The sequence below is a fragment of the Kitasatospora xanthocidica genome (assembly GCF_014656195.1).
GTDB classification, from domain to species: Bacteria; Actinomycetota; Actinomycetes; order Streptomycetales; family Streptomycetaceae; genus Kitasatospora; species Kitasatospora xanthocidica.
In genome coordinates this window covers 67722-84579 of record NZ_BNBY01000029.1, presented here as the reverse complement: position 1 = coordinate 84579, position 16858 = coordinate 67722, and the positions used below count along the sequence as shown (strand labels likewise).

The window sequence follows — 16858 nt, the reverse complement described above, 5'->3', positions numbered from 1 at the left end:
CGAGCCGCCTCACGACGCGCCGCCGGCCCGCAGCGCCGCGGTCAGGTGCGCCCGCTGCAGTTCGGCCGCCACGGCTCCGCCGATCAGGGCCAGCGGGTCCGGGTGCATCATGTAGTCGTGGCTGCACGGGACCTGGTGCACGTCCACGCCGCCCTCGACGTGCGGGCGCCAGCGCCCGGCCTGCTGCTCGACCTGCTCCGGCGAGAGGTTCGCCGAGGCCACGAAGAGCTGCATCCGGCCCTTGAACGGGCGCGGGTCGAAGCCGTTCAGCAGCGAGCCGTTGTTGCGCATCGAGCTCAGCATCGCGAAGATCCGCTCGGTGCCGAGGCGCGCCATCGGGCTGTCACTGCTGCGGAGCACCTCCACCACGTCGTCCGGGGTCAGCTCGCGGCCGGCGAAGGCGGACTTGTCCTGGCCGACGAGTTCGACCACCCAGCCCAGCAGCGACTGGTCGTCGCCCTCCTCCTGCGCCGCGGTACGCGGGTAGGAGTCGAGGTTGGCCAGCAGGCCCACCTCGGCGCCGGCCTCCTGGAGCTGGACGGCGATCTCGTAGGCCAGCGAGCCGCCGAAGGACCAGCCGAGCAGGTGGTACGGGCCCTCCGGCCGCACCCGCCGGACGATCTTCACGTACTCGGCCGCCATCGAGCGCAGATCGGCCGCCAGCGGGGCGAGTTCGGTGATGCTGGGGGCCTGGATCCCGTAGATCGGGTACTCGGCGCCGATGTGCCGGGCCAGCCCCAGGTACGGCAGCGCGAAGCCGACGCCGCTGTGCAGGCAGAACAGCGGGGGCCGGTCGCCGCCGGGCCGCAGGGCGAGCACCGTCGCGAACGGGTCGGCGTTCTCCTGGGCGTCCAGCTGGTGGAAGACCTCGTCGATCACCGATCCCCGGGGCGGGGCCTGCCGGACGGGCTCCGCGCGGCGGTCCAGCTCGGCCGCCAGCAGCTCGGTGGTCTGGTGCGCGAAGACGTCGGCGATGCTGAGCTGCAGCCCGGCCTTCCTGGCCTGGCTGACCACCTGCATCGACCGGATGCTGTCCATCCCGTGCTCGAAGAAGACCTGGTCGACGCCGATCGCCGCCAGCCCGAGCACCTTGGTGACGATCCCGCTCAGCACCTCCTCGGTGCGGGTCCGCGGGGCCAGCGGGCCGCTCGGTGCGGGCAGCGCCGGTGCGCCCTCCACCGGCCGGGGCTCCGCGGACGGCACGGACGGCACCGACGGCACGGACGACACCGGTGCCGGCGCCGGCATCGACGGCACGGGGATCCGGGAGAGCCGGACCTCCGGGTCCGCCGCGACCGCGCGCAGCACCCGCAGCAGCCGTTCGGTCAGCGCCCGGACGGTGGCCTCGGTGTAGAGGTCGGTCGCGTACTCCAGCAGTCCGCGCAGCGCGGCCGGGCGGCCGTCGACGTGGACCTCGTCGAACTGCAGGCGCAGGTCGAACTTGGTGGTGCCGGTCTCCACCGGCTCCGGCGTGACCCGCAGTCCGGGCAGCGCGGCGGGCGCGTCCGCGTTGTTCTGCAGGACCAGCATCACCTGGAAGAGCGGGTGCCGGCCGAGCGAGCGGGTCGGGTTGACCGCCTCGACGATCTGCTCGAAGGGCAGGTCCTGGTGGGCGTAGCCGGCCAGGTCGGTCTCCCGGACCCGGTCCAGCAGGGTGCGGAAGGCCGGGTCGCCGGAGGTGTCGGTGCGCAGCACCAGGGTGTTGATGAAGGTGCCGACCAGGTCGGTGAGCGCGTCGTCGGTCCGGCCGGCGATGGGGCTGCCGAGCGGGATGTCGGTGCCGGCGCCGAGCCGGGTCAGCAGGGCCGCGAACGCCGCCTGGAGGACCATGAAGACGGTCGCGCCGGACTCCCGGGCGATCTCGGTGAGGCGGGCGTGGAGCTCGGGTTCGACGTCGAAGTCGACGCCGTCGCCCCGGTGGCTGCTCACCGCGGGCCGGGGGAAGTCGGCGGGCAGCTCCAGCTCCTCGGGCAGTCCGGCCAGTTCGGCCCGCCAGTACTCGAGTTGGCGGGACAGCACGCTGTCCGGGTCGCCCTCGGCGCCGAGCACGTCGCGCTGCCAGAGCGAGAAGTCGGAGTACTGCACGGGCAGCGGGGTCCAGTCGGGCCCGCGCCCGGCCGCCCGGGCGGCGTAGGCCACCCCGAGGTCGCGGACCAGCGGGGCGATGGACCAGCCGTCGAAGGCGATGTGGTGGAACACCAGCAGCAGCACGTACTCGTCGCCGCCGAGGCCGAACAGCCTGGTCCGCAGGGCGGGTTCGACCATCAGGTCGAAGCCGGCCCGGGCCTCGGCGGTGAGCGCGGCGGCCAGCTCGGCCTCCGGGATCTGGGTGACGACCAGCACCGGGTCACCCGCGGGGGCGTCCAGGACCCGCTGGTAGGGCACGTCGTCCTGGTGCGGGAAGACCGAGCGCAGCACCTGGTGGCGGGCCACCACGTCGCGCAGCGCGGACTGCAGGGCGTCCGGGTCGAGCCCGCCGCCGATCCGCAGCGCCAGCGGCACGTTGTAGGCGCTCGGGCCGCCCTCCTCCATCCGGTGGACGAACCAGAGCCGGCGCTGGGCGTAGGAGAGCGGGACGATCCCGCCGGCCGCTGCGGCCGCCCGGGCCCGAACCTCCGGCCTGGCCTCGTCCGCGCCGGCCACCCGGGCGGCCAGCGCGGCCACCGTACGGGCCTCGAACAGGGCGCGGATGGGCAGTTCGACGCCCAGCAGGCGGCGGGCCCGGCCGACCACCCGGGTGGCCAGCAGCGAGTGCCCGCCGAGGGCGAAGAAGTCGTCGTCGATGCCCACCCGGGGCAGTTCCAGGACGTCCGCGAAGATGCCGCAGAGGATCTCCTCGGCGAGGGTGCGCGGGGCCCGGCCGGTCGCCTGTCCGGCGAAGTCCGGTGCCGGGAGCGCCTTGCGGTCCACCTTGCCCTGCGGGGTGAGCGGCCAGCGCTCCAGCCGGACGACGGCGGCGGGCACCATGTGCTCGGGCATGACCTCGGCGACGTACCGCCGCAGCTCGCCCTCCAGCGCCCGGCCGGACTCCTCACCGACCACGTAGGCGACCAACTGGCCGCCTCCCGCGCTCTCCTGACGCAGTGTCACCAGGGCGCCGGAGACCGCCGGGTGTCCGGCCAGCACCGCCTCGATCTCGCCGAGCTCGACCCGGAAGCCGCGCAGCTGGACCTGGTCGTCGGCGCGCCCGAGGAAGTCGAGCTGTCCGTCCGGCAGCCAGCGCACCAGGTCGCCGGTGCGGTACATCCGCTCGCCGGCCGGGCCGTGCGGGTCGGCGACGAAGCGCTGGGCGGTCAGGCCGGGCTGGTTGAGGTAGCCCCGGGCCAGTCCGCCGCCGAGGTACAGCTCCCCCGTCACGCCGGCGCCGACCGGGCGCAGCGCGCCGTCCAGCACGTACACCCGGTGCGCGGCGGTCGGGCCGCCGATCGGCGGCCGGCCGTCACCGGCCCGCAGCGGTCCGGCGACCGTGGCGGCGACCACGGCCTCGGTGGGCCCGTAGCCGTTGAACAGCCGTACCCGGCCGGCCAGTCGGGCGACCACCTCGGGCGGGCAGGCCTCGCCCGCCACCGCGACGGTCAGGCCGGCCGGCAGTTCGGCGTCCTCGGGCAGCGCGGCCGCCACCGCGGGGGGCAGCCCGGCCAGGGTGACCCGGGCGGAGGCGAGCAGCTCGGCCAGCGGCTGCCCGGAGCCGCGGCTCTCCTCGTCGGCGATGACCAGGACGCCGCCGTTGAGCAGTGCCAGCCCCAGCTCCCAGACCGAGGCGTCGAAGCTGAGCGAGGCGAACTGGAGGACCCGGACGGACTCGTCGAGGCCGAAGCGGCGCACCAGTGAGGCGATCATCGCGGCGAAGCCGCGGTGGTCCACCATGACGCCCTTGGGGCGACCGGTCGATCCGGAGGTGTAGATGGTGTACGCCAGGTGCCCGGGCCGCAGCGGCGCGGTGCGCTCCCGGTCGGTCACGTCGGTGTCGGGGAGCAGCGCCAGTTCGGCGACGGTCTCCGGCTCCGCGGGCAGCAGCAGCGGCACCCCCTGCACCGGGAGCACGGCGGCCGCCTCGGCGCTGGTCACCAGGACGGCCGGGGCCGCGTCGGCGAGCATGTAGGCGATCCGGTCCGCCGGGTAGTCGGCGTCGATCGGCAGGAAGCCGGCCCCGGCCTTGAGCACCGCGAGGGTGGCGCCGACCGCTTCCGGGCCGCGCGGCAGGGCGAGGGCGACGGTCTGCTCGGGGCCGACCCCGCGGTCGATCAGCAGCCGGGCGAGCCGGTTGGCCCGGGCGTTGAGTTCGCCGTAGCCGAGTTCGGTGCCGCGGAACAGCACGGCGGGCGCCTGCGGGCGGTGCGCGGCCCTGGCCTCGAAGAGCTCGGTGACCACGGTGCCCGGGTCGGCGGTGACGGTGCCGCCCCAGCCGCGCAGGATCGTCGACCGCTCCTCCTCGGTCAGCGCCGAGAGTTCGGCCGTCCTGACGCCCGGCCGGGAGACCAGGTCGGACAGCAGCCGCACGAACCGTCCGGTGAGGTCCGAGGCGGTCTCCCGCCCGACCGCGGACGGGCTGTACTGGACGTGCAGGCGCAGCGTGCTGCCGGGGTAGACCGAGAGCGCGAACGGGTAGGAGGCGACCACCCTGGCCTCGCCGGCCAGGAAGTCCAGCCCGGGGACGAGGCCGGCCAGGCTGGTGACGTCGGCCATCGGGTAGTTGTTGAAGCTCAGTACGGTGTCGAACAGCTCGCCCGCGCCGACCAGTTGCCGCAGTTCGGCGAGGCCGATCCGCTGGTGGTCGGCGAGCGTGAACTGCTGCTCCTGGAGCTCGCTCAGCAGCGCGGCCACCGAGCCTCCCCGGTCGAGGCGGACCCGGACCGGCAGGGTGTTGAGGAAGGAGCCGACGATCGTCTCCACCCCGGCCAGCTCGGCCGGGCGGCCGGAGCCGACGCTGCCGAAGAGCACGTCGCGCCGGCCGGTGAGCTCGCCGAGCAGGACGGCCCAGGCGCCCTGGACGACGGTGTTGAGGGTCAGTCCGTGGCCGCCGGCCCAGGCGGTGAGCCGGGCGGTGAGCTCCTCGTCGACCTCGGCGAACAGCTCCTGCGGCAGGGCCGGTTCGGCCGCGCCGGCGCCGGGGAACAGCACCGTGCCCTCGCCGACGCCGTCCAGCACGGTCTTCCAGGCGGCGCGGTCGGCCTCGTCGTCGGTGGTCTCCAGCCAGGCCGCGTAGTCGCGGTACGGGGCGACCGGGGCCAGGACCGACGGGTCGGCGCCGTTGGCGTAGAGGGTGAAGAGCTCCTGGGCGAAGATCGCCATCGACCAGCCGTCCACCAGGGCGTGGTGCACGCTCCACAGCAGCCGGTGGCGTCCGGCGCCCAGGCGCAGCACGGTGAAGCGGACCAGCGGGGGGCTGGCCAGGTCGAACCGCCGGGAGAGTTCCTCGTCGGTGAGTTCGGTGAGCCGCTGCTGCTGGGCCGCGCCCGTGAGGCCGGTGAGGTCCTGCTCGGACCAGCCCAGCCGTACGCGCTCCGGCACGACCTGCACCGGTTCGCCGTCGTCGCGGGTGAGGAAGGCGGCCCGCAGGTTGTCGTGGCGGCGCAGCAGTGCCTCGGCGGAGGCGCGCAGCAGGGCCGGGTCGAGCTCGCCGGCCACGTCCACGGCGATCTGCAGGGTGTACGGGTCGACGCCCTCCCGGTCGAACTCGGCCTGGAAGAAGAGGCCCTGCTGCAGCGCGGTCAGCGGCAGCACGTCGGCCAGCGGGCCGGCGGTCCGTTCGAAGGACTCCACCTCGGCCTGGGTCAGGGCGACCAGCGGGAAGTCCGCGGGGGTGCGGCCGCCGGCGCCGGCGGTGCCGGCGTGGGCGACCAGGGCTTCCAGGGCCCGCTGCCAGGTGGCGGCGAGGTCCTCGACCTCGTCGGTGGTGAGCAGTTCCCCGGCCCAGTCCCACTGGACCACCAGGACCGGTCCGTCGGCGCGGTCCTCGGCCACCGCGGACAGTTCGACCACGTGGCGCAGCGGCGTCCGGGGTGCGGCGCCCAGGCCGACGGCCTCGCCGCCGGCCGCCGACAGGCCCGCCGTGCCGGTGAACCGGCCCAGGTAGTTGAAGCCGAACTGCGGGGTGGCGAGCCGGGACAGCACGCCCTGGGTCTGCGGGTTGAGGTGCCGCAGCAGCCCGAAGCCCAGTCCGTGGCCGGGCAGTTCGCGCAGCTGCTGCTTGATCCGCTTGAGCGCGGAGCCGGCCGAGCGGCCACCGGACCACAGGTCGGCCCAGTCGGTCTCGCCGGCGTCCAGCCGGGCCGGGTAGACGCTGGTGAGCCAGCCGACGGTGCGGGAGAGGTCGAGTTCGGCGCCGAGCTGTTCGCGGCCGTGGCCCTCGATCTCCACCAGCAGGTCGGGCTGCGGCACGCCGCGGCGGTGGCGCCAGTCGGCCGCGGCCAGGGTGAGGGCGGTCAGCAGCAGGTCGTTGGTCTCGGCGTGGAAGGCGGCCGGCGCGGCGGTCAGCAGCTGCCGGGTCAGCTCGGTGGGCAGTTCGGCCCGCAGGTGGCCGGCGGTGGCCCGGACGTCCCGGGCCGGGTCCAGCGGGCGCGCGCCCAGCGGGGCGTCCTCGCCTTCCAGCTGGCGGCGCCAGAAGGGGAGTTCGCGGACCCGGTAGGCGCTCCTGGCCTCCTCGGACAGGGCCCGGCCCCAGTGCCGCAGGGAGGTCGGCACCGGGTCGGGTTCCGGGGTGCGACCGGCCGCCGCGTCCGTCCAGGCCTCGCGCAGGTCGGGCAGCAGGATGCGCCAGGAGACGCCGTCCACGGCGAGGTGGTGGCCGACCAGGATCAGCCGGTCCGGCGCCCCGGCGGCGCCGGTGAGCAGCACCGCACGCAGCATCACGCCGTCCTCGGGGGCGAGCAGGGCGCGGGCGACGGCGGTGTGTTCGGCGAGCTGTCCGGCGAGCGGGGCTGCGGTGGCCGCGGCGGTCTCCAGCAGCCGTTCGGCCCGGACGGCGCCGGGCGCCAGCACCTCCAGGGTCCACAGCCCCTCGACCGGTACGGCCAGCTTCTGGCGCAGCGCCTGGTGCCGGTCGAGGACCGCCTGCAGGGCGGTGACCAGCTGGGGCTCGCCGATGCCGGCCGGCAGGTCGAGGACCACGTGCTGGCTGTACTCCCGCGCGGGGCTGTCCAGGCTCTCCAGGCTTTCCCGCAACTGGTGGGCGATCGGGAGCAGTTCGAGCTCGCCCGGGCCCTCGTCGACGCCCTGGGCGGCGGTCGGGTCGGCGCCCACCGGCTCGGCGACGGCCGCCATGGCCCGGGGGGTGCGGTAGTCGAAGACGTCGCGCGCGGTGACGGCGAGGCCGGCCCGACGGGCCCGGCTGACGACCTGGATGGAGCTGATGCTGTCGCCACCCAGCGAGAAGAAGCTGTCGTCCACGCCGACCTCGGCCAGGCCGAGGACCTCGGCCAGCACCCCGCAGAGGATCTCCTCGGTGCGGGTGCGGGTCGGCCGGTCGCCTGCGGGTGCGGCGAAGTCCGGTGCGGGCAGCGCCATGCGGTCCACCTTTCCGTGTGCGGTCAAGGGCAGCTCGGGCAGGACCCTCAGGTGCGCCGGGAGCATGTAGTCGGGCAGGACGCCGGCCAGTCGGCGGCGGACCTCGGCGAGGTCGGGGGCGACGGGCCCGTCGGAGACCAGGTAGCCGACGAGCTGCCGGCGGCCCTGCGGGTCGGGGACGGCCACGACGGCGGCCTGCGCCAGCCCGGGCTGGCCGCGCAGGGCGGCCTCGATCTCGCCGAGCTCGATCCGGTGGCCGCGGATCTTCACCTGGTGGTCGCGGCGTTCCAGGAACTCCAGCTGGCCGTCGGGGCGGCGCACCGCGCGGTCGCCGGTGCGGTACATCCGGGTGCCGGGCGGGCCGAACGGGTCGGCGAGGAAGGCGGTGGCGGTGCGGCCCGGGTCGCCGAGGTAGCCGCGGCCGACGCCGGCCCCGGCGGCGTAGAGGTCGCCGGCCACGCCGTCCGGGACGGGGTGCAGTTCGTCGTCCAGCAGGTAGAGCAGGGTGTTGCGCAGCGGGCGGCCGATCGGCGCGCCCGTCCCGGTCAGCTCGGTGCCGGGGGTGATCACCGCGTGCGTCACGTCGTCCGAGCACTCGGTCGGCCCGTAGGCGTTGACCAGCGGGACGGTGGGGAAGGCGGCGGTCCAGCGGGCGGCCAGGTCGGCCGGCAGCACCTCGCCGGTCACCATCAGCAGCCGCAGCCGCGGGAGCCGGGGCGGCTGCCCGGCGGACTGCCAGGCGTCCAGGGCCGCCCGCAGCAGCGAGGGCACCACTTCGAGCACGCTGATCGACTCGGCGGTGGTCAGCGGGAAGAGCAGGTACGGGTCGGCCGCGGTGTCCCGGTCGACGATCCGCACCCGGCCGCCGGCCAGCAGCGGGGCGAGCATCTGCCAGACCGAGATGTCGAAGGTGACGGGGGCGTTCTGCACCACGGCGTCGGCCGCGGTGAGGCCGAGGTCCTCGATCTTGCCCAGCAGGTGGTTGACCATGCCGGCGCGGTGCACCATGGCGCCCTTGGGCGCGCCGGTGGACCCGGAGGTGTAGATGACGTACGCCAGGTGGTCGCCGGAGCCGACCGGCGCGGGCAGCTCCCGGAGCGGGTCCGGGGTGGCGTCCAGCAGCAGCGGTTCGGCGGCGCCGCCCGCGAGTTCGGCCAGTTCGACGGCGCGCGCGTGGTGCGCGGCGTCCGCCAGCACCCAGGCCGCGCCGCTGTCCCGGATCAGCGCGGCCAGCCGGGCCTTCGGCGCCCGGACGTCGAGCGGGACGTACGCCCCGCCGGAGCCGATCACGCCGAGCACCGCGGTGACGAACTCGCGCCCGGGCGCGGCCAGGACGGCCACCAGGCCGGGCACCGGCAGCTGCCGGGAGACGGCGCCCGCGCCGGCGACCAGCTGGGCGTAGGTGAGGCTGCCGGTCGGGTCGGTCACGGCGATCGCGTCCGGCGTGCGTTCGGCCACCTTCCGCACCCGTTCCACCAGGCCTTCGGTGGAGGTCGCCGCCGCGGCCCCGGCGCCCGCGCGCAGCAGGGCGGCCCGGTGCTCGTCGGCGAGCAGGTCCAGCCGGCCGAGCGGGGTGTCGGGCCCCAGGTCCACGAAGCGTTCGACCAGGCGGCGCAGCCGGGCGGCGTGCGCGTCCATCTCCGCCTGGTCGTAGCGGCGGTCGTTTCCGCTGAGGTGGACGGTCATGCCCTGCCCGGCGGCGGCCTCCACCAGGGTGATCTCGAAGTCGTCGATCAGGCCGGTGGAGAGGTTGTTGACGGTCATCTCGCACGGACCGAGCGGGAGCAGGGTCTGCTGCGGCAGGATGTTGACCAGCGGCCCGAAGGGGCGCTTGTCGTCGCTGCGCAGGCCCAGTGCGCGGCGGATCCGGCTGACCCGCAGCCGCTGGTGCTTGATGCCGCGGGTGAACTCGCGCGAGGTCTGCCGGAGCAGTTCGCCGCGGGTGGCGCCGGGGTCGTAACGCAGCGCCAGCGGCAGGGTGTTGGCCACCATGCCGGGGACGGCCCGCATCGCCGCGCCCACCCGGGCGGTGACCGGGACGGTGAGCAGTACGTCGCGCACGCCGGTCAGCCGCCAGGTGTAGGCGCCGACGGCGGCCATCACCACGGTCGGCCAGGTCACCGAGGCGTCCCGGGCGACCTCGCGCAGCCGGTCCGCGGTCGGCCCGTCCAGTTCGAAGCGGCCGCGCACGAAGCCGGGCCCGGGCTCGGCGTCCCGGACGGCCAGGCTGACCGGTTCGGGGGTGTCGGGGAAGCGGCGCTGCCAGTACTCCTGGTCGCGGGTGACCTGCGCGGATTCCTGGTAGGCCCGTTCGCCGTCCAGCAGGACGCTCAGCGGCGGGAGCGTGCCGGCGGCCGGGTCCTGCCCGGTCAGCAGCGCCCGGTAGATCTCCGACAGCCGCCGCCAGAAGACGACCTGGCTGTAGCCGTCGCAGAGCAGGTGGTGGATGCACATGTAGAACAGGGCCCGGTCGGCGCCCAGGCGCAGCAGCGCCAGCCGGAACAGCGGGCCCTCCTCCGGGTCGAAGGCGGTGTCCAGGTCGGCCCGCATCCAGGCCAGCGCCGCCTGCTCGTCGCCCGGTTCGAGGAGCCGGTACGGCAGGTCGGCGAGCGGCTCGACGACCTGCCGGGGCGCGCCGTCCAGTTCCCGCACCCGGACCCGGGTGCACTCGGCCTCCTCGACCAGCCGCCGGGCGGCGCGCCGGAACAGCTCGGGGTCCAGCGGGCCGCGGATGTCCAGGTAGCCGGCCGTGTTGTAGGCGCTGCCGCCTCCGCTGAGCTTCTCGTCGAACCAGATGTCGGCCTGGCCGGCCGAGAGGGCCAGCCCCGCCGCCGTGGGTACGGTCATGATGCGCTCCTCCTGGTCGCCGGGCTCGCGGCGAGGTCGATCCCGTAGGTCTCGGTGGCCCACTCATCGCTGTAGATGGTGTCCAGGTAGCGGTCGCCCAGGTCCGGGGAGACGGCGACCGCGGTGGCGGTCCGGTCGGGGTCGTTGGCCTTCAGCCAGGCCACCGCGCCGGCCACCACGGTCCCGGTGGATCCGCCGAACACGAATCCCCGGGCGGAGAGCCGGCGGCAGGTGCGCACGGTCTCCGGTTCGGCGATGTGCACGACCTCGTCGACGAAGTCCTCGTCGAGGATCTGCGGCCGGACGCCGGCGCCCAGGCCGGGGATCGACCGGGGCGACGCCGGGGTGCCGAAGGTCACCGACCCGACGCTGTCGATCGCCACCACCTTGACCGAGGGCTTGGCCTGGCGCAGGTAGCGGGCGCAGCCCATCAGCGTCCCGGTGGTGCCGGCGCCGAGGAAGACCACGTCCAGGCCCGGGAAGCTCTTGAGCATCTCCGGTCCGGTGGTCTGGAAGTGGGCCAGCCAGTTGCCCTCGTTCGCGTACTGGTTGAGCCAGATGTGGCCCTCGGGGCCGTCCCGGAGCCGGCGCACCTCGGCCAGCCGGGCGCCCAGCAGGCCCTCCACCGGGTCCGGTTCGGTGACCACGTGCACCTCGGTGCCGAGGGCCCGCATCAGCCGGCGGGCCGCCGCGGTGCAGCGGGAGTCGGTGACGCAGGTGAAGCGGTAGCCGCGGGCGGCGGCGATCAGGCTGATGGCGATGCCCATGTTCCCCGAGGAGCTCTCGACCAGCCGGGCGCCGGGGCGCAGCCGCCCGGCCCGCTCGGCGGTGGCGAGCATTTCGGCGGCCGCCTTGAGTTTGATCGAACCGGCGAAGTTGAATCCCTCGCACTTGAGGTAGATCGGGTGGCCGGACAGCCACTGGAGGTCGACGTAGAGGTCGTCGACGTTGAATTCCTGGGGCGTGTTGATGACTGGCACAGGAGGACTCCCACCCACGGCGCGGCGGCCGCTGGTCAACTTTTCCCGTAGCGGGTTGTCTCGTCGAAGAATCCGTCCACCACCGTGAGGTCGCCGGCGGCGGAGACGTGGTCGTAGACGAACTTTCCGACCACCAGATCCAGTACGCCGAGGCCGAACGGGGAGAAGACCAGCGGCCGGTCCCCGGCCGGCCGCAGCTCGCCGGTCAGCACGTCGTGGAGCGTTCCGGCCACGAACTCCCGGTGGCCGACGAGCTGTTCGGCGAGGTGCACGGAGGTGTTCGCCTTCAGGCAGTGCTCGACGTCGTCGACCACGTTGGTGGCGGCGAGGATCACCTCGGGCGCCAGGTCGCGCAGCGAGACGTGCAGGACCAGGGGGTTGTGCGCGAACCACGCCGGATCGGACACGTGCGGGGTCGCGGCCACGGTGGCGAAGACCACCAGGTCGCAGTCGCGGATCAGGTCCTCGGCCCGCTCGTGCACCGTCACCCGCCCGGCGTGCCCGGCCGACTCCAGGTAGCCGCGGAAGCCCGCGGCGTGCCGGGGGTCGAGGTCGTGCACGGCCACCCGGTCGAACTCCCAGCCGGAGCCCACCAGGTAGGTGTGCAGGAAGCGGGCGATCAGCCCGGTGCCGACGAAGCCGACCCGGTTCGGCCGGCCGCGCTCCCGGGAGAGCAGGTCCGCCCCCAGGGCGGCCGAGGCCGCGGTCCGCGCGGCGCTGATCACCGACCCCTCCAGCAGGGCGAACGGGTACCCGGTGGCACGGTCGTTGAGCAGCAGCGCCGCCGAGGCCCGGGGCAGCCCGGAGTCGATGTTCCGGGGGAAGCTGGACACCCATTTCAGGCCGTCCACCCCCACGCCGCCGCCCACCGAGGCCGGCAGGGCGATGATCCGCGAGTCCGGCCGGTCCGGGAAGCGCAGGAAGTACGAGGGCGGGTTGACGGTCAGGCCCGTCCCGTGCAGCCGGTATGCCTCCTCGACCAGTTCGATGACCTGCTTCTCCCGGCCGCGCAGCACTTGGTTGACCTGCGAACCCGGGATCACCGCGAAGGTCGGCGGCAGTTCGGACATGAGCTCCACGCTCCCTGGCATACGACGCATGACGATCTGACTGCCGCCCATGCTCGGTACTTCCACTGACCGGCTGCTGACCGGTAACTGACGTGCTCCTGGGGCCCGTTCGGGTCAGCGCAATGTCAGTAGCTCGTCAGTCGCGCCGGTTAGCTTGCCGAGCAATCACACGACCGTGCAGTCGGAGGCGGAGGAAGCCGATGAAGAAGCCCGGTTCGACCGGATCGCCGGCACTGCTGGCGGTATCGAGCCATCTCCCGGAGACCGTCCCGGTCTCCGCGCTCCAGGACGGGCTCTCGCTGAGCGATCAGCAGATCCGCCGGTTCACCCGGCTCTACGGACTGGACCGCATCTGCCAGTCCGCGCAGTCGGAGGCCGAGCTGATGCTGGCCGCCGTGGGCAAGCTGGAGGAGCTGCCCGGCCGGGAGGAGCAGGTCCGCTACATCGTGCGGGCCAAGGGCCTGCGGACCACCGCGCCCTACCCGCACAACCCCGTCCAGGAGGTCCGCGCCGAGCTCGGCCTGACGAGGGCCGAGACCTTCGCGGTCGCCGACCACGGCTGCGCCACCGGCCTGCTCGCCCTGGACGTCGCCGCCACCCTGCTGGCCGAGGACGGCGACCCCGACGCGCTGGCGCTGGTGCTGTTCGGGGACAAGACGCTCACCCCCTTCTCCCAGTGGGTGGCCGACGTGTCCATCATGGGCGAGGGCATGGCCGCCGCCCTGGTCGGCGCCACCGGCGACCACGACCGGATGCTCGGCTACGCCAGCCGGATCCACGGCCGCCCCGACGGGCAGATCGACATGACCCCGGAGATCGCCAAGCAGGCCCGGCAGATCTACCAGGACGCCCTGGAGGAGGTCGTGCTCGCCGCCTGCGAGCAGGCCGGGATCGGCGTGCGGGACCTCGACCTGGTGCTCCCCCACAACGTCAACCGGGTCTCCTGGACGATGACCGGGGACCGCCTCGGACTGCCCGACGAGAAGCTCTTCCTGGACAACATCCCGGCCACCGGGCACTGCTTCTGCGCCGACCCCTTCATCAACCACCAGAGCGCCGCCCGGCTCGGCCGGCTCAAGCCGGGCGACACGTACCTGATGACCTCCGCCGGCCTGGGCCAGGCCTTCGCGGCCATGGTCTTCGAGCACTGAGCGGCCGGAGGACACCATGACCGATTCCCTGACCGGGCCCGCCGCCGCGCCGGCCGCGCCGCCCGCACCGGACTTCACCCAGCGGCTGCGCACCGCGGTGGGCGCCCCGGACGCCCCGCTGGTCCTCCTCGGCAACTTCGAGGTCGAGGAGCAGTGGGCGGCCGGCGAGCACACCCTGCCGCGCTTCTCCGCCGACTCCGGCGCCGCGGTGGTCAACCGGATGGACGAGTTCGCCCTGCTGCTGGGGCGCCCGGGCGACCACGTGGTGCTCAAGACCGCGCCCGACCCGGCCTACCTCGACTACCTCACCGGCCTGGGCGTCGGCCTGCCGGAGGTGCACGTCGTGGCCGGCCAGCGCTTCGACCGGACCGTCACGGCCGACGCGCTCGACGACCCGGCCCTGCTGGAGCGGCTGTCCGCGCTCGGTGCCTCCGGCGCCCGGCTGCTGCCGCACGGGACCTCGCGTCCCGAGGAGCTGCTCGCCGAGCGCACCGGCCTGCCGCTGGCCACCCCCGGCGCGGCCCGGTGCAAGGCCGTCAACAGCAAGGTGTACAGCCGCCGGATCGCCGACGAACTCGGCCTGCGCCAGCCCGCCGGCTGGACCTGCGAGACGGTCGGCGAGCTGGCCGCCGCCCTGGAGAAGGCCAAGGGCCTGCTGGCCGAGGGCCGCCGCGCGGTGGTCAAGGAGGCCTACGGGGTCTCCGGCAAGGGCCTGGTGGTGCTGGACGGCGAACGCCGCGCGGACCGGGTGCTGAAGATGCTCTCGGCCAAGGCGGAGCGCTCCGGCCGGCCGGACCTCGCCTTCGTGGTCGAGGAGTGGGTGGACAACCGCGGCGACCTGAACTACCAGTTCACCGTCGCCCGGGACGGCTCGACACACTTCGACTTCGTCAAGCGGGCGCTCACCGAGGGCGGCGTCCACAAGGGCCACCGCTTCCCCGCCGACCTGACGCCCGGCCAGCTCGCGGACGTCACCCACGCGGCGGCCCGGCTGGGCGAGCGGCTCGCCGCGGACGGCTACTACGGGGTCGTCGGGGTCGACGCCATCCTCACCGCCGACGGCGGCGTCCACCCGGTGCTGGAGATCAACGCCCGCAACAACATGTCCACCTACCAGACCAGGCTGCAGGAGGCCTTCGTCGGCCCCGGCCGGGCCGCGCTGGCCCGGCACTACCCGGTGCGCCTGGACGGGCGGCTCGGCTTCGACCGGCTCCGCGAGCTGCTCGGCGACCTGCTGCTCACCGACCCCGCCGGCAGCGGACTGCTGGTCAACAACTTCGCGACCGTCAACGCCGGTCTCGACGTCAGGCCGGGCGAGCCCTTCGACGGCCGCCTCTACGGCATCGTGGTGGCCGGCTCGGCCGCCGAACTGGACGACCTGGACGAGCGCCTGACCGCCCGGCTCCAGGCCTTAGGAGCAGCCCATGTCCACTGAACAGTCCACCGGGCCCGTCGAGTTCGAGATCCAGGGCCTCGGTATCACCGAACTGGCGGAGCGCTTCGGCACGCCGCTCTACCTCTACGACGGCGACGTGCTGCGCGAGCGGATCACCGCCGTACGCGACCGGCTGCACCCGAGCCTGGAGGTCTTCTACTCGCTCAAGGCCAACCCCAACGTCTCGGTCTGCGCCCTGCTGCACGCCTTCGGCGCCCGCGCCGAGCTGTCCTCGCTGACCGAGCTGGCCACCGCCCGCCGGGCCGGCGTCGCCCCGCACGACATGCTCTTCCTCGGCCCCGGCAAGAGCCCCGAGGAGCTGGCGGCCTGTCTGGACGAGGGGGTCTTCGCGATCATCTGCGAGTCCTTCGGGGAACTCGCCGTGATCGACGAGCTGGCCACCGCCCGCGGCCGCACCGCGAACGTGGTGCTGCGGGTCAACCCGGAGTTCGCGGTCAAGGGCTCCGGGCTCACCATGGGCGGCAAGCCCCGCCAGTTCGGCATCGACGAGGCCCAGCTGCTCGCCGCCGGCGACCTGGCCGGGCGCCACCCCGGCGTACGGCTGATGGGCGTCCAGGTCTACATGGGCACCCGGATCCTGGCCGCCGAGGCGGTCGTCGAGAACACCGAGCGGATCCTGGCGCTGGCCGAGCGGATCTCCGAGCGGCTGGACTTCCCGCTGGAACTGGTGGACATCGGCGGCGGGCTCGGGGTCGCCTACTTCGACGGCGAGCGGGACCTCGACCTGGACGCGCTCGCCGCCGGCGTGAACCCGCTGATCGACGCGTTCGTCCGGCGCCACCCCGGCACCCGGATGGTCATGGAGCTGGGCCGCTACCTGACCGCCATGGCCGGCACCTACGTGGTGCGGGTGCGCTACGTGAAGGAGTCGATGGGCGAGAAGTTCGCCGTCGCCGACGGCGGGACCAACCACCACATGGCGGCGGTCGGCATCGGCTCCTTCGTCAAGCGCAACTTCCCGATGACCCTGCTCAACCGGATCGACGAGCCGGCCGACGAGAGCTGGAACGTCACCGGCCCGCTCTGCACCCCCAACGACACGCTCGGCAAGAAGGCCGCGCTGCCGCCGGTTCGGCCCGGGGACCTGATCGGGGTGGAGCGCTCCGGGGCGTACGGCCCCAGCGCCTCGCCGGTGTTCTTCCTCAGCCACGGCCACCCCGCCGAGGTCCTGGTCTGGCAGGGCCGGGCGAGTCTGGTCCGCGAGCGGGACCGCCACCAGGACCTGCTGGACCGCCAGCACCTCGTCGACATCGACGCCCACGCCACCGCTTCCTGAAGGGAACCCACCATGAGCGACACCACCACCGCCCTCGACCGCGCCTCCCTCGTGGCCGTCATCGGCCGGGCGCTCGGCGCGGTCCTCGGCGACGGGCTCCCCGAGCTCACCGAGGACTCCCGCCTCTTCGACCAGGTCGGCCTGGACTCCAGCGGCGTCTTCGAGCTGCTGATGGAGCTGGAGGAGGCCCTGGACATCGAACTGGACACCGACCACCTGGAGATGTCCCACTTCGAGACGCTGCGTTCGCTGGCCGACTTCCTGATCACAGAGATGAGTGCCTGAGCATGTACCAGACGGCCGCGCCCGTCCTCACGCGGACCCGGGACCGCCGGTCCGCCGCCGCGCCGCTGCGGCTGGCCGGGATCACCCACCGGGTCTTCGGCACCGGCACCACCCGGATCGACGACGCCTTCTCCGAACGCCACTTCACCGATCTGACCGGCGCCTACGGCGTCGACTACCGGCCCGAGCTGGCCGGCTCCGGCGCGGGGAACACCTTCGCCGCGATGTCGCGGGCGCTGGTCGAGTCGCTGGGCGCGGCCACGGCACCGGTCGACCTCGCCGTGGGG

Annotated in this window: 7 protein-coding genes and 1 pseudogene; 5 read left to right on the top strand and 3 right to left on the bottom strand. The window is 74.1% G+C overall.

What is annotated here, in order from left to right:
* Positions 1 to 9: 9 nt before the first annotated feature.
* From IE332_RS33500 to sbnB, 3 genes are read right to left on the bottom strand one after another with little or no spacing between them, the layout of a single operon-like run.
* The gene (locus IE332_RS33500) at positions 10 to 10353 is read right to left on the bottom strand and encodes a non-ribosomal peptide synthetase (protein WP_189923912.1); all 10344 of its coding nucleotides are present in this window, start codon (positions 10351 to 10353) and stop codon (positions 10 to 12) included.
* A complete protein-coding gene (sbnA, locus tag IE332_RS33495) occupies positions 10350 to 11333 on the bottom strand; it encodes a 2,3-diaminopropionate biosynthesis protein SbnA (protein WP_189923910.1) in 984 nt (327 codons plus the stop codon). Before sbnA ends, IE332_RS33500 begins: the two co-directional genes overlap by 4 nt.
* A gap of 35 nt (positions 11334 to 11368) precedes the next feature.
* A complete protein-coding gene (gene sbnB, locus IE332_RS33490) occupies positions 11369 to 12403 on the bottom strand; it encodes a 2,3-diaminopropionate biosynthesis protein SbnB (protein WP_189923976.1) in 1035 nt (344 codons plus the stop codon).
* A gap of 200 nt (positions 12404 to 12603) precedes the next feature.
* Between sbnB and IE332_RS33485 the strand changes: the two genes are divergently transcribed.
* The 5 genes and pseudogenes from IE332_RS33485 to IE332_RS33465 all read left to right on the top strand — a co-directional run.
* Positions 12604 to 13554: a 3-oxoacyl-[acyl-carrier-protein] synthase III C-terminal domain-containing protein gene (locus IE332_RS33485; RefSeq protein ID WP_189923908.1), complete on the top strand. Its 951-nt coding sequence runs from the start codon at positions 12604 to 12606 to the stop codon at positions 13552 to 13554.
* A 16-nt stretch (positions 13555 to 13570) separates the two neighbouring features.
* Complete coding sequence (locus IE332_RS33480) at positions 13571 to 14989, top strand: preATP grasp domain-containing protein (RefSeq protein ID WP_189923906.1); 1419 nt, start codon at positions 13571 to 13573, stop codon at positions 14987 to 14989.
* A complete protein-coding gene (locus tag IE332_RS33475; RefSeq protein ID WP_189923904.1) occupies positions 14979 to 16286 on the top strand; it encodes a type III PLP-dependent enzyme in 1308 nt (435 codons plus the stop codon). The genes IE332_RS33480 and IE332_RS33475 overlap by 11 nt, the downstream gene beginning before the upstream one ends.
* Before the next feature lie 12 nt (positions 16287 to 16298).
* Positions 16299 to 16571: a phosphopantetheine-binding protein gene (locus IE332_RS33470; protein WP_189923902.1), complete on the top strand. Its 273-nt coding sequence runs from the start codon at positions 16299 to 16301 to the stop codon at positions 16569 to 16571.
* Positions 16572 to 16573: 2 nt separating this feature from the next.
* Positions 16574 to 16858 (top strand): annotated as a pseudogene (locus IE332_RS33465) (hypothetical protein); the annotation flags it as partial.